Genomic DNA, 13,605 nt, shown 5'->3' on the forward strand with positions numbered 1-13,605 from the left:
GATTATTCCCCACCACCCGCCGGAAGGCTGGCGTAGTAGGCGGCCAGGTTGGCAATGTCTTCCTCACTGAGGCCCGCCGCCTGGCCTTGCATGATGGCGGCCTGGCCGCCGTTACGTTGCTTGTTTTTGTACGCCTTGAGCGACGACGCCAGATACTGCTCGTTCTGTCCTGCCAGGTTGGGGTAACCCGGAATGGCCGCAATGCCATTCTTGCCATGGCAGGCTGCGCACACGGCGGCCTTGGCTTTGCCGGCCTCAGCATCACCAGCGGCGATCGTAACGGCGGGAGCGGCAGCCCCCAACGCAAACAGGGCGGCCAGGGTGTGGTATTTCAGTCTCATTGGTTTTACCCTCTCATCGTTTTATAGCCCGACAGGACCCTGCCGGTGCGCAAGTTGCGTGAATTTATAGCACAGCAAGAACAAAGCTCAAATGTGATGGATCAATAATCACCCCATTCGATGCGGAGAAGTCGACATGTCCATTCAGGTTCAGGAAATCGCGTGCAGGGAAGGCAACATCGGTCTGGTCACTCTGGATACCCCTGCCACCCTGAACGCTCTGTCCGCGTCGATGATTCACGAGATCCAGGCGGTACTGGATCAGTGGGCCGAAGCCGACCACATCAGCCTGGTTATTTTCCGCGGCGCCGGTGAACGTGCGTTCTGCGCGGGCGGCAATATCCGCGAACTCTATGGTGCCCTGTCCGGCGACGAAGACCCAGACGCACCGGCCGAGTTTTTTGCCCGCGAGTATCGCCTGGATTACACCATTCATTGCTTTCCCAAGCCGGTGATCGCCATCGGCCACGGAGTGGTGATGGGCGGTGGTCTCGGCATTTTCTCCGCCTGCCGTTACCGTCTGGTAACGCCCGATGTCACATTGGCCATGCCGGAAATCACCATAGGCCTGTTTCCCGATGTCGGTGCAAGCTGGTTTCTTAATCGTCTTCCAGGCCGCATTGGTTTGTTTATGGGTCTGACCGGAGCCCGGCTGAACGTCTCTGATGCTTTAAGGGTCGGCCTGGCTGACATGGCCATTCTGCCAGACCAGGTGGATTCACTGATCGAGCGGTTGAAGGAGGAGCGCTGGACCGGTGAATCAGCGGCTGATGACAACCGTCTGTTTCGGCTCGTCAAGCAACTTGAGCATCCGGATTACAGGGCGCTGCCAACCAGTGAGTTGGCGCGGCATGAGCAGGACATCGCCAGGCTCAGCGCAGGCGATGAGCTACCGGCCATAGTTGAAAGCCTCCTGGCGGCGGAGATTGACAGCGACTGGTGGCAAGGCTGCATGAAAAACCTTCGTGGTGGTTGTCCGGTTACTGCCTGGCTGGTCTGGACCCAGCTAAAGAAGGCGCAGCAAATGTCACTGAAGGACGTATTCCGGATGGAATACACCATGGCCGCCCGCTGCACCCGGCGACCAGATTTGCGGGAAGGTATCAGGGCCAGGCTGATCGACAAGGATCACAAGCCGGCCTGGTCATTCCCGACCGTCAGGGACGTGCCTGATGCTGTCATTGAAGAACACTTCGAACCGGAACTGGACGATAGCAACGACCCCATGGCGCTGCTCTGAACGGGCGGCAAGCCCGCGTTCAGAGCTCGGCGCCGGCCTGGATCAGCAACATCTCGATATCCCGGTTGTTGCTGGCACGCGCCAAATCCAGCGCCGTCCGCCCATCGCTACCGCGATAGTTAACGTCGGCACCCGCCGCCAGCAGCATCTCGGCGGTCAGTAAATCCCCACCGTCAACAATGTGCATCAGCAGCGAATGACCGTCCTGATTCACATTGACATTCGCCCCGGCGGCCAACAGAACTTTCACTACGGAAAGATGACCGTTACGGGCGGCAAGGATCACCGGCGTTGCACCCTCACCGTCCGACGCATTCACGCCGGCGCCGGCAGACAACAACAGCTGCACGATCCGCCGGTGGCCATCTCCTGAAGCGATCATCAGTGGCGTTACGCCACTCGCCGTCGCCAGGTCCGGCGCTGCACCTTCGCTGAGCAAGAACCAGACAATTCGGTCCTCGCCCGCCCTGACCGCAGCCGAGAGCGGTGTACCGGCCTCGGTCAGTGTATTCAAAGACATGCCAGAGGCTGCAAGCGACTCGGTCCGTTCAAGGTTTCCGTTGCTAACCGCCGCCATCAGGGGCGTATCCGCCACCGACGCGCGACGCGGTTCGAGATTGGATGGATCTGTGCCGGTCGCGCACGCCGTCATCAGCGCGCTTGTGATCAGGACAGCCAGAAATCTCACGAGAATAGTGCCGGTTCCCTGGGCCATGGTGATTCAGTCTCTGTTGATTTATTTTTGCGGATATTCTGGTCAGTCGCGGGCGGCAATGAAAGCGAGCGGTTCACAAGTCGGGCCGGTTCTGCAAAATATCGACCACCAACGAGCGCACTTCCGCTTCGCCTGCCTCCCGGCCCCTGCACTCCCCCTTCGCCTGCAACTCGGGCCACGACCAGCCCTGCAGCACGGCCCTGGCCCAAAGGGAGCGCGAACGCTCCGCAGCCAACACGCCGATTACACCTGCCTGCAATGACAGCTTTCTCAGTACCGGCAGGGCCAGATCGAAGCCCCGATAGCCATTGGCAAAACTGTGCAGATCCCTGAAATCATCCTCATTGAGCGGTCTGCCAGCGGGAAGGCTGCAGGTTACCCGCAGAATCAATTCCGGCTCAGCGTCCATCCAGTTGCGCGGCACAAGGGTGAGCCAGTGCTCCGCCAACCTGCGACGCAAGTGATCCGTGAGCGCCTTACCATGCGCAGACGCTCCAGTGAGCAACTGCAGGGGATACTCTCCGCTGCTGGCTTCGCGCTTCAGGCCCAGCCGCACTGGCTCCAACCCGCACCGCTGCCAGAACGACAACAGCCCTGCGTTACCGCCGAAACTGGTACCGATACCGTCCAGCCCCTGCTTGCGTGCATAGTCGCTTGCAGCCGCCACCAGTGTCTGCCCCAGACCTTCACCGCGAACCTCGGCACTCACGGCAACTCGGACAATGCGCAACAGGCGCTGGCAGGCTGCCTCGGCAAATCCACTGTGGGTCGCCAGGGACTGGGGCAAGAGATGCCCCCGCAGGCGGCGCTTGCCCAACATGACCTGCTCTGCAAGCACGCTGTCCAGCCCCCCTTCCACCGTCGCCCATAGCACGCCGACCAGGACGCCACCGCGTGTCAGGCGCCAACTCACAACGGCAGGGTCGTCCATCCACTGGCGCAAGTCGCCGGGAGAGGTACGGTAGTGGGCATCCACCAGCAAACCGAAGGCTTCCTCCAATTCGCTGTCTTCTGCGGTACCCGGGTTCCAGCGTTCAACGGCGATATCCACATCGTCATGACTGACTGCAGGCGCCTGGGCATCCAACAAAAACATCCGACGCGTTAATGGCTCCAGGGGATCAGAGGCCGACCACCGTATGGGCGTGGAAAGCGATGTATTGCGCCAATGAGGCGTTTCAGCATCCAGCACCGAGCGAAACCGGATGGCAAAGCCCCTACCGGAACCTTCATAACCATGCACCGTGGAAGCGTAAATCACCCTTGGCCAGCCCAGCAAAATCTGCTTCAGCAGGTCTGCCGGTATGGCGGCGGCTTCGTCCACCATCACCACCTCCGCCTCCGGCTTTTCAGCAAGCAGCCGATCCAGGGGCCAGTATTCCAGCCTCCCCTGATCGCCTACCACAACATCGTCCGTGCCCATGTCAGAGTCAGAGTCAGACGCCCGCCCGCAGGCCAGGCGGGCGTGGTGAAACAGCGTCTTCACCGCATCCGGCCCTGGCGCTGTCACAATCACACGCCGACGCCCTTCATACAGAAGACGAACCGCCGCCAGGCCCAGCGCCGCAGACTTTCCCCGCCCCCGGTCCGCGGTGACCACCAACGGCCGCCGACGACGCCCCAGCCCCGTTCGGACAACCTCCTCCACAAGCGCACGCTGATCAGCGGTGGCGCCTACCCGAAAGGCATCGCGCGGCGACACAATCGGTGGTAGTGGGGGCTGAGGGTCCACAGAGGGGTTGATACGGACAACATCAGAATCAGCGGATACAACACTGGCCAAACGGCCAGCAAACGGGTGATGGCTTGCTCCATCGAGACCAGTACGCTGATAGTCCGGATCATCAAAACCGGCCCACTCTTCCAGCGTCGGCATCAACCAGAAAAACAGACCACCGGCCGCAAGGGTTCCCGACAACGCCGCAAAACCGTCCGGCGGATTCCCGCGCCAGCCATCCCAGACCACGCAAGCCAGCTCCTGCCCCAGCCAGCGCCGACCCTCGACCGGTTTAATGGCCGTCAATGACGCTTCAGGTTGATCATCAATCGGCCCGGTCCAAACCCCGGGAGCAACCGACAGCACAGGGAGCAGCGCTCGCAACCACGCAAGAGATGAGTCCCGCTCGCCTTCCAGAACTACTAGCCGCCGATGCCCCGCAGCCCGCAATCCGGCTTGCAGTGTCTGCCACCCGGCCAGATCAGGCCCGCTCAACCCGGTTTGGTCAACCATTCACTCAGCTCAAATCCACGGAATGGCGCTTGAGGTCTTCCAGCTTCGAATACTTCAGCGCCGAACGATGAGTGGCCCGCAGTTTTACACGGGGCGCACTATCGGCCTCAAATGCCTCCTGCCAGCGGGAGGCACACAAGCACCAGGAATCCCCCTCTTTCAACCCCGGGAAGCCAAACTCAGGCCGCGGCGTACTGAGGTCGTTACCCTGAGCACTGGAATATTCCAGAAAAACATCAGTGACAACGACACAGACAACATGAGCCCCCAGATCATCCGGGCCGGTGTTACAACACCCATCCCGATAAAAACCGGTTTCCGGATCCGTACCACAAATTTCCAACTTCTCACCCAGCACGTTCACCGGTTCTGCAGTTGTAGCCATAACATCATTCTCCAAATTCAGAGGGAGGGTTTGGGGGTTCTCTTCCAAAACTGTGCGGAGCCATGGATGGCGGAGCCCAAGCGCCACATGGATGTGCTTGAGCGTGTTTTGGAAGAGAACCCCCAAACCCTCCTGCACCCAATATGCGGTCAATCCCGACCAGCAGAAAAGCAAAAGTTATCAAGATTATGCGGCACCAGTATCAGCACTACCAGTCGCCGGGTACAATACACAGCATGTCGCCCCCACCCCAAATACCCGAAACCTCCAATCTGCCCGAGTACCTCACTGATGAGCAAAGGGCCATCATCACCGCAGGATTTGAACATGCGGTGATTACCGCCGTTGCCGGCAGCGGAAAAACCTCCACACTGGCCTGGCGCATCCGCTACCTACTCGAGCAAGGACACGACCCAGACCGCATACTGGTGTTGATGTTCAATCGCGCCGCCCGCGTGGATTTTGAGCACAAACTGCAGGAAGTAACCCGCAACCTGGGCCTGGCGACACCTGAAATTCGCACCTACCACGCCATGGGCCTGCGGCTGTACAAACGGTTCGTGCGGGAGGGTTTCCTGCCAGGGTTTTCCGACAAAATCCTCACCGACCAGGAAATCAGCTACCAAGCCTGGCAGCTCACGCGTCGATTGGCCCCCGAGGACCTGGCCGACGAGATCCGCCGTAACAAGAAAGACTTTGTCGAAACCGCCGTCAACTTCATTGACCTAGTAAAAACCACCCTGTCTCCGGTGGACATCGTTTTCGAGGAACTGGGCTACTCCGACAAGCACCGCTACCTGATCGACTTGTTCCACAGCTTTGAACAGTGGCGAAAATCCCAGAGCCGCATCAGCTACGCCGACATGCTTTATGAGCCAGTGATGGCCATCCACCAGAACCCGCCCTTACAGCGCCTGGTCGGCAATAAGATGGACCTGGTACTGGTGGACGAGTATCAGGACACCAATGAAATCCAGCATCTGTTACTGCGATACGTGGCCGGCGACCGGGCGCGAGTCACCGTGGTGGGCGATCCGGACCAGACCATCTACGAATTCCGGGGCGCCAAGCCCGATTTCATTCTCAAGCGCTTCAGTGAAGAATTCGAGAGCCCACTGGAGCAGACCCTGAGCTATACCTTCCGGTATGGTCATCAGGTGGCGCTGCTGGCCAATCATCTGATCTGCCACAACACCGGTCGCAAGGACGTACTTTGCCATTCCCATCCGTCCACACCGGCGACCGGCATCACCCTGCACCAGCAGGAAAACGACAGCGACATCGTCCTTAAACTGCTCCAGCCCATGGACGAGGAGGCTCTTGGCAACACCGCGATCCTGTTCAGGGTTTGGAGCCAGAGCGTACCTATCGAATTGAAACTGCTGGCCCGGCAAGTGCCCTATCGTATCGACGCTGGAAAGGGTGCTCTGTTCAGCCGCGAGGTTCAGGCCATCACCAGCCTGCTGATGGTGGTGTCGGGCCGGATTTGCAACCTGCCGGACGACGACCGGCTTGATGTTGCCCGGCAATTACTGCGCTTCCCCCATGTTGGCCTCAAGGAGCCCGAACTCGAACAACTGGCCCGTTTCCTGGCGGGGTTCGGCGAGGGCTGGCACGAGCGGCTGCTGGCCATGGACTTTGACGCACTGGCACCCATGGCGGCCAAAAAGCTCCGCAAGCTGGGGGAAACATTGGCACAGCTGGAGCGCTTCAAAAGCTCCGTGGCGGACCTGGTTACCCGCTATGCGGAACAAACCGAGCTCTATGAGGGCATTCGCAGCCTGGCCCTGACCCATGAAACCGCGGACGAGCGCATCGAGACCATCCGCGGCTTCCGGCTGTACCTGTCAGGGCTTGATGTCAGCATTGACGGTGCGCTGGAACACCTGAAGGCACTGAAGAAACAGGCGGGCGAAAATCGCCAGGGCGGCGCCTTACTCTCCACCATCCACCGTACCAAGGGCCTGGAGTGGTCGACCGTTATCCTGCCGGGACTGCAGGAGAAATACCTGCCCTACAGCCCCCGGGCACAGGACGATCCCAAGGCCTTCCTGGAGAGTGAACGCCGCCTACTCTATGTGGCCATGACCCGCACGCGGGATCAACTCCACCTGATCACTCGCCCGTTCAGTGAAAAACGGCATCTTGAGGGCGACCAGGGGCCCAGCCGGTTTATGGATGAGCTGTGTTTTCCGTTATCCCGAGAGTTTGGCCGTTGGCTGGACGAACAGGCCACCGGCAGCGCTGCCGCACTGACGGCAAACGTGCCACTGACCTCGACCGGTCTTCGCTATGCACACCTTCAAGGCGTCACACTGCAAACAAACGCGGAAGCAACGACCGAGGAGACGACACCGCTCTGGGCAAGAGCCCGTCTCAGCCACGCCATCTTTGGTGCGGGCTCAGTGACGGGGGAGGACGAACGTTCCTTCGAAGTCGCTTTCGACAACGGTGACACCCTGAATTTCAGCAAGAAAAGTGCCCATCTTTATTTTACCTCCATGTCATCAAAGGCCTGAGTACAATTGCGGACGTAACACTGGCTCTCTTTTTTTGTTTTTTTGAATCCCCTGACTTAAATTTCACGTAAGTACGCAGTAGCAATGCTTTATGCGAAAGTACGACGCGAGTACTTTAAACAACGATAATTGAACAGGAGGTTCTGCATGAACATCGTGCGCCCACTGGCCATTGCGGCCCTGACGACATCCCTGGCGACACCCGCAGTCGCCGAACGCGAGCAAACCATTTACCTGAACCCATTTGCCGGCTTCCAGCTGTTTGACGACAAACGCGACCTGAGTGAAACCGGCACCCTGGGCATTGGTGCGGAATTTCGCTTCCACCCCAACTGGGCCGTGGAAGGCGTTTACTCCAAGGCGGATGCTGATCGCAAATACGTAAGTGGCAGCAGCGACTTCGAAGAATATCGACTGGACGGCCTCTATTACTTTGCCGGCCAGGACGAAGCCTGGAATCCGTACGTGTCGGCCGGTGCCGGCCACGCTGACTTCGGCGACGATGTCCTGAGCTACCAGACCGCCGGCTCCAATCACGACGAGACCCGTGTCAACGTCGGGGCGGGCTTCCGATACAACGTCAGTGACAGCGTTTCCATCCGCGCGGACCTGCGCGAGTTCCATGGCATTGACGAGAGCACCTTCGATACCCAGGCAACCCTTGGCCTGAGCTTTGCCTTCTCTCGCACCGTAGCGGACTCGAAACCCTCACCGCGCAAAGCGGCAGACAGTGACAACGATGGCGTGCCCGATAGCCGCGATCAGTGCCCAGGAACACCTGCTGGCGTGAGCGTCGACAGCAATGGCTGTGAGCGTGACAACGACGGTGACGGCGTTGCCAACAGTATGGACCAGTGCCCCAACACTCCAGCCGGCGCCAGCGTCAACAGCCGCGGCTGTGAGCTGGACAGCGACAACGATGGCGTGGTTAACAGCGCGGACCAGTGCCCCGGCACAACCGCAGGCGCAGACGTGGATGCGATGGGTTGTGAAGGTGTAACAGAAACCGTCGAGACCATTGAGCTGAACGTACAATTCCCAACCAACAGCTCGGTGATCGGCGACGCTTTCGACAATGAAATTCGCCGCGTCGCCAATTTCATGTTTGAGTATCCGGAAACCAACGTGGAAATCGCCGGTCACAGTGACAGCACTGGCGAGGCGGAATACAACCGCTTCCTGTCCCAGCGTCGTGCTGAGGCTGTCGCCACCCGGCTGACCGATGCCCTCGGCATCAGTGCGGATCGTGTGAACGCCGTTGGTTACGGTGAATCCGAACCGGTTGCCAATAACGAGACGGCAGCAGGTCGCGCGGAGAACCGTCGGGTTGAGGCTCGTATTCAGGTTCGTCGTTAAGCAATATTGACCGGAAAATCAAAAAGCCCCGGAAGTACCATTCCGGGGCTTTTTTCATTGGGAGCGATTACGTGGATAGGTTTCAGTACGCAGCATCTTCCACGTAATAGGAATCGGCGTTTCCTTCGGTGATCAGCTCCGCATCCAGCACAATACGGGCAGGTACATGATGGTACATATCGCCCAATGTCCCACCTCGAACGCCGGTATTGGCAAGAGCAATGGCAGAGGCCACCATGGATGGCGGATAGGTGACAGTTGCCTGCACTACCGGATGGTCGTCTTTGATCATACCAATCACATCCTTGGAGCCGCCGCCACCGACCACCAGTTTGATGTCTTCGCGCCCAGCTTCCTCAATGGCTTGCATCACGGCTTTCAACACATCGTCATCACCGGCCCAGACGGCATCCACATCACGATGTTTACGGAGCAGATTCTCCATCACACGCAGCGCCTTCTGAGGCGACCAGTCAGAGGGTTGTGAGTCCAGAATCGTAATATCCGGATGTTGAGCCATGACCTCGTTAAAGGCGTTTACACGTTGGGTGTTGATGGGAATGGGCATGCCTTCGATCACGATGACATTCCCGCTTTCATCCATTTTTTCGGCCATGAACTTGGCAGCTTCCCGGCCCATACCCGCATTGTCCCCTGCCAAAAACACGTTCTGTGCTGTTTTTTCCAGCTCACGATCAACAACCACGGTGTAAATTCCGCTGCTGTAGGCTTCAGAAATCACTTGCTGCAGCGTGGCAGGGTTATGCGGCAGGATCACTAACGCGTCGATCTGCTTAACCATCAGATCCTCTACATCGGCCACCTGCTTGGTGCCGGAGTTAGCCGCGACCACGAAGAATTCCGTGTCCGGATACTTCTTGCCCAGATCATCCGCCGCTTTCTGGGCCCACCATAGCAGGCCGGCGGTCCAGCCATGGTCGGCTGCCGGCACACTGACCCCGATGCGGTACTCCGCCTGGCTGACGGCGAACGGGGTGATAACCAAAGCCCCGATGAGCAGGGCACGTTTGAGGAAGCGAGTAATACCCATAGCAATTTCCCTTCTGTCTTGTTGTTGTGGGCCGGCGCACCACGCGCCGGCTTTATCGGGTGACGTTTGCCACCTTTTCTTGCTGTTACCGGTCCTGTTTGTATTGCATCAAGACCGCGATCAGGATGACTCCACCTTTCACCAAACCCTGCAAGTAGGGAGAAATTCCTAGCATGTTCAACATGTTATTGATAACGCCAAGAATCAGGGCACCAAGAACTGTGCCCCAGATCGAGCCACGGCCACCGGAGAGTGCAGTGCCACCGATGACCACCGCCGCAATGGCATCCAACTCGTAGAACACACCGGCATCACTGGGACTGATGGAATTCAGGCGCGAAGCCAGCATGATGGACGAAAGCCCCACGCAGGCACCGGCAATAACGAACGTCGTGAAGATGATCCGCTGCACACGAATACCGGAGTAACGAGCAACTTGCGGATTGGAGCCAACCGCACACAGGTGCCGCCCGAAAGGCGTATGGGCAAGCAGGATGTGCGCAAGTATGGCAACCAACAGGAACGTCCAGACCGGGATCGGCAATCCGAGAAAATAGCCGCCGCCAATCTCCGGGAACAATGGGTTGGTGGAAACCATTTCGCCCGCATCGGAGAAGTACAACGCCAGCGAGCGATAGATCGACATCGTCGCCAGCGTGGCAATAAAGGGTGTAATACGTCCCCAGGTCACCAGCGCACCATTGATCAGGCCAAACAGCGCACCAGTCAGAATAGCCATCATCAGGCCGACAATAACCCCCTGCACGGGATCAGCGAACTGGTTGATGGTATAAACCAACGCAACGCCCACCAGCGCGACCATTGACCCGACAGACAGGTCAATCCCCGCCGCGATAATCACGAAGGTAACGCCGATAGCGATAATACCGGTGTAGGACACCTGCCTCATGATGTTGGTCAGGTTGCGCAAATCCAGGAAGTATTCGCTGGCAATCGAAGAGATAACCAGCAACACAATGAGTGCAATCAGCGGCGCAAGAATACTGAGATCGATTCCGCTGTTGCGGATACGATCCGAAAGTCGGGCACCGGCGAGTCTGGCCTGGTTCATGATACGATTCCTTGTTGTTCTGTTGGTTCGCGTTCGTGGTCTCGGGCGCCAGCCGCGTAGAGCATGATGTCTTCTTCGTTGATCTGATCGCCACTCAACTGAGCCGCCACCCGCCCCTCGCGAATGACCAGCACGTGATTGCACAATCCGATGATTTCCTCCAGTTCAGAGGAGATGACGATCACCGCTTTGCCTCGGTCAACCAGGCCGCGAATCAGGTAATAAATCTCTCGTTTTGTGTTGACGTCGATACCACGGGTGGGCTCGTCCAGAATCAGAATATCCGGTTCAATATCCAGCAGCTTGGCCAGGTAAACCTTTTGCTGATTACCGCCACTGAGTAAACCAACAGGGGTATCCAGACTGGCGGCTTTGATGGCGAGCTGCGATTGGAACGCTTCGGCTTTCTCCCTTTCTTTTGAGCAACAGATCAGGCCGGAAACGTACTTTTTGAGACTCAGCAGCGTGATGTTCTCGATCAGGTTGAAGTTCATCACCAGGCCCTTGCCCTGGCGATCCTCCGAGAGATACGCCATACCCAGCTCGTGGGCGTCACCAGGTGACTTAATCACGCATTCCCTGCCGTTGATGACCAGCCGGTCGCGGGAATGTCGGCGCAGCCCCATCAGCGCTTCCGCGATCTCGGTGCGGCCCGAACCGACCAGACCAGACAGCCCCAGTACCTGCCCGTGGTGCAACGTCAGGCTCACGCCCTTGACCACACCCGGTACCTGGAGGTTTTTGACGTCCAATGCGGCGGTGGTTGGGTGTGCCTGCTTATCCGGGAAGGTCTGCGACAGCTCCCGGCCCACCATCTTGCGCGCCATATCGTCTTCGTTCAGGGCGCCGACATCGCAGAGCTCTACCTGTTCGCCGTCCCTCATGATGAGTAGGCGCTGGCAGAGATCCTTTACTTCCTTGAGTTTGTGGGAGATAAACAACACCGCCACACCACGTTTCTGCATGGCACGGACGACTTTGAACAGTACGGTGACTTCGCGATCCGTCAGAACGGTCGTGGGTTCATCAAGAATGACTACCCTGGCGTCATTCGTCAGCACCCGGGCCACTTCCACCATCTGCTTCTCGGCGACGCTCAACTCGCCGATGGTGGCATTGGCGTCAAGGCTAACGTCCAGCGACGCAAGCACTTTGGCGGTTTCTTCCCGCATGGTGGTTTTGTCGAGTAGCCCTTTGTGGCGACGCTCCTGCCCCAAAAAGACATTTTCGTAAACCTTCAACGTCGGCACCAGGTTGAATTCCTGAGGAATCATCGCGATACCCATGCGCCGCGAAAGCACAGGGTCCAACTGATCGAAAGATTGCCCCTGAATGTCGATAGTGCCGCTGGTTGGCGTATAGACACCACTGATCAGCTTAAGCAATGTGGACTTACCAGCGCCGTTCTCACCCAATATTCCAAGCACTTCGCCCGGAAAAATATCGAGCGAAATGCCCTTGAGCACCTTGACCGGCCCGAACGACTTGCACAGATGATGAGTTCGAATAACGGGATCACTCATCGCCGCCCCTCCCTATCATTGGTTCCCTGCCTATTGGGGGTGGCAGCGTCGCCCAGGCACCATCGGCCCGGTTGGAGCGCAGCACAGCATCCATGAAATACAATCCATCAACGCCGGTGCGGACATCGGGAAGACCGTGATCAACGTGGCTGCTCAACTGATCGGCCAAACCCTGATAAAGATTCCCGAACGCCTCGATATACCCCTCCGGGTGCCCGCCCGGAATCCTGACACCGCGATTGATGTCGACACCCAACCAGTCATCCCGCCGGGTGATCCGTTGGCGCGGTGCATTCAGCGGCGCATACCAGAGTTCATTGGGGTTCTCCTGAGCCCATTCCAGTGATGCCTGCTCACCGACCACCCGGATACGCAAGCCATTCTCAAATCCCGGCGCGCACTGGCTGGCCCAGAGCATTCCCTTGGCGCCCGAGGTATAGCGCAGCAGTGCGTGTACATTGTCGTCAAGTTGACGGCCTTCAACCATAGCGCCGAGATCGGCGCTGACGGAATCGAGCGTCAAGCCCGAAACAAAGGCGGAAAGCTGGTACGCATGGGTACCAATATCTCCCAGGCAGCCAGCTGCACCGGCACGCTCCGGGTCGAGCCGCCAGTCGGCCTGTTTGTTGTTTCGCCCGGGCGGTTCCGACAACCACTCCTGCACATACTCCACATTGACCATACGCAACGCCCCCAGATCGCCCCGAGCAACCATCACCCGAGCCTGCTGCACCAAGGGATAGCCGACATAGGGGTGGGTCAGGAGAAACTGAACCTTCTTTTCCCGGGCCAACGCTGCAAGAGCAAGCGCCTCGTCGACAGTGACCGTCATCGGCTTTTCGCAGATAACATGTAGACCCGCTTCCAGGCAGGCCTTGGCGGCCTCAAAATGAAGGAAATTCGGGGTGACAATGGCCACAGCCTGAACGCCGTCGTCGCGTCGTGATTCGCCATTGAGCAAATCGGACACACTGGAATAGCAACGGGCCGGATCAACCCTCAATTCTTCGGCAGAGGCGCGATTAACCTCAAGCCGGCTGCTGAATACGCCGGCCTGCAGTTCATAGCGGTCATCCAGTCGGGCGGCATAACGGTGGACGCCACCGATAAAGGCTCCCTGACCACCGCCAATCATGCCAAGTCGAATGCGCTTGGTGATCGTCATGACAGCAT

The 13,605-nt window shown here is 58.5% G+C and carries 11 protein-coding genes; 3 read left to right on the forward strand and 8 right to left on the reverse strand.

Annotated features, from left to right (window positions below; all coding sequences use genetic code 11):
* Positions 1-2: 2 nt before the first annotated feature.
* Positions 3-341, reverse strand: coding sequence for a c-type cytochrome (locus AC0B60_RS19010; RefSeq protein WP_465087443.1), 339 nt, complete (start codon positions 339-341; stop codon positions 3-5).
* 136 nt (positions 342-477) lie between these two features.
* On the opposite strand from AC0B60_RS19010, the gene AC0B60_RS19015 reads away from it, so the two are divergent.
* A complete protein-coding gene (locus AC0B60_RS19015; protein ID WP_465087444.1) occupies positions 478-1,581 on the forward strand; it encodes an enoyl-CoA hydratase/isomerase family protein in 1,104 nt (367 codons plus the stop codon).
* A gap of 19 nt (positions 1,582-1,600) precedes the next feature.
* On the opposite strand, the gene AC0B60_RS19020 is transcribed toward AC0B60_RS19015, so the two are convergent.
* From AC0B60_RS19020 to AC0B60_RS19030, 3 genes are all read right to left on the reverse strand, one after another.
* On the reverse strand, positions 1,601-2,296 hold the full coding sequence (locus AC0B60_RS19020) for an ankyrin repeat domain-containing protein (protein WP_465087446.1): 696 nt from the start codon (positions 2,294-2,296) through the stop codon (positions 1,601-1,603).
* Between the two features lie 73 nt (positions 2,297-2,369).
* Positions 2,370-4,526, reverse strand: a complete 2,157-nt coding sequence (locus AC0B60_RS19025; protein WP_465087448.1) for a tRNA(Met) cytidine acetyltransferase TmcA — start codon at positions 4,524-4,526, stop codon at positions 2,370-2,372.
* A 4-nt stretch (positions 4,527-4,530) separates the two neighbouring features.
* Positions 4,531-4,911, reverse strand: coding sequence for a DUF2237 family protein (locus tag AC0B60_RS19030; protein WP_465087450.1), 381 nt, complete (start codon positions 4,909-4,911; stop codon positions 4,531-4,533).
* Positions 4,912-5,099: 188 nt separating this feature from the next.
* Between AC0B60_RS19030 and AC0B60_RS19035 the strand changes: the two genes are divergently transcribed.
* Entirely contained in the window at positions 5,100-7,430 is a 2,331-nt protein-coding gene (locus tag AC0B60_RS19035) for an ATP-dependent helicase (protein ID WP_465087452.1), read from the forward strand.
* Between the two features lie 147 nt (positions 7,431-7,577).
* Positions 7,578-8,786 carry an OmpA family protein gene (locus AC0B60_RS19040; protein WP_465087455.1) on the forward strand — a complete coding sequence of 403 codons (1,209 nt, stop codon included), beginning with the start codon at positions 7,578-7,580 and terminating at the stop codon, positions 8,784-8,786.
* Between the two features lie 82 nt (positions 8,787-8,868).
* On the opposite strand, the gene AC0B60_RS19045 is transcribed toward AC0B60_RS19040, so the two are convergent.
* The 4 genes from AC0B60_RS19045 to AC0B60_RS19060 all read right to left on the reverse strand — a co-directional run bounded on the left by AC0B60_RS19045 (position 8,869) and on the right by AC0B60_RS19060 (position 13,597).
* Positions 8,869-9,837, reverse strand: a complete 969-nt coding sequence (locus AC0B60_RS19045) for a substrate-binding domain-containing protein (protein WP_465087458.1) — start codon at positions 9,835-9,837, stop codon at positions 8,869-8,871.
* An 85-nt stretch (positions 9,838-9,922) separates the two neighbouring features.
* Positions 9,923-10,909, reverse strand: coding sequence for an ABC transporter permease (locus AC0B60_RS19050; protein WP_465087460.1), 987 nt, complete (start codon positions 10,907-10,909; stop codon positions 9,923-9,925).
* The gene (locus AC0B60_RS19055) at positions 10,906-12,432 is read right to left on the reverse strand and encodes a sugar ABC transporter ATP-binding protein (protein ID WP_465087463.1); all 1,527 of its coding nucleotides are present in this window, start codon (positions 12,430-12,432) and stop codon (positions 10,906-10,908) included. The genes AC0B60_RS19050 and AC0B60_RS19055 overlap by 4 nt, the downstream gene beginning before the upstream one ends.
* Positions 12,425-13,597, reverse strand: coding sequence for a Gfo/Idh/MocA family protein (locus tag AC0B60_RS19060; RefSeq protein ID WP_465087465.1), 1,173 nt, complete (start codon positions 13,595-13,597; stop codon positions 12,425-12,427). Before AC0B60_RS19060 ends, AC0B60_RS19055 begins: the two co-directional genes overlap by 8 nt.
* Between the last annotated feature and the right edge of the window lie 8 nt (positions 13,598-13,605).

The sequence above is a fragment of the Marinobacter sp. V34 genome, assembly GCF_055524115.1.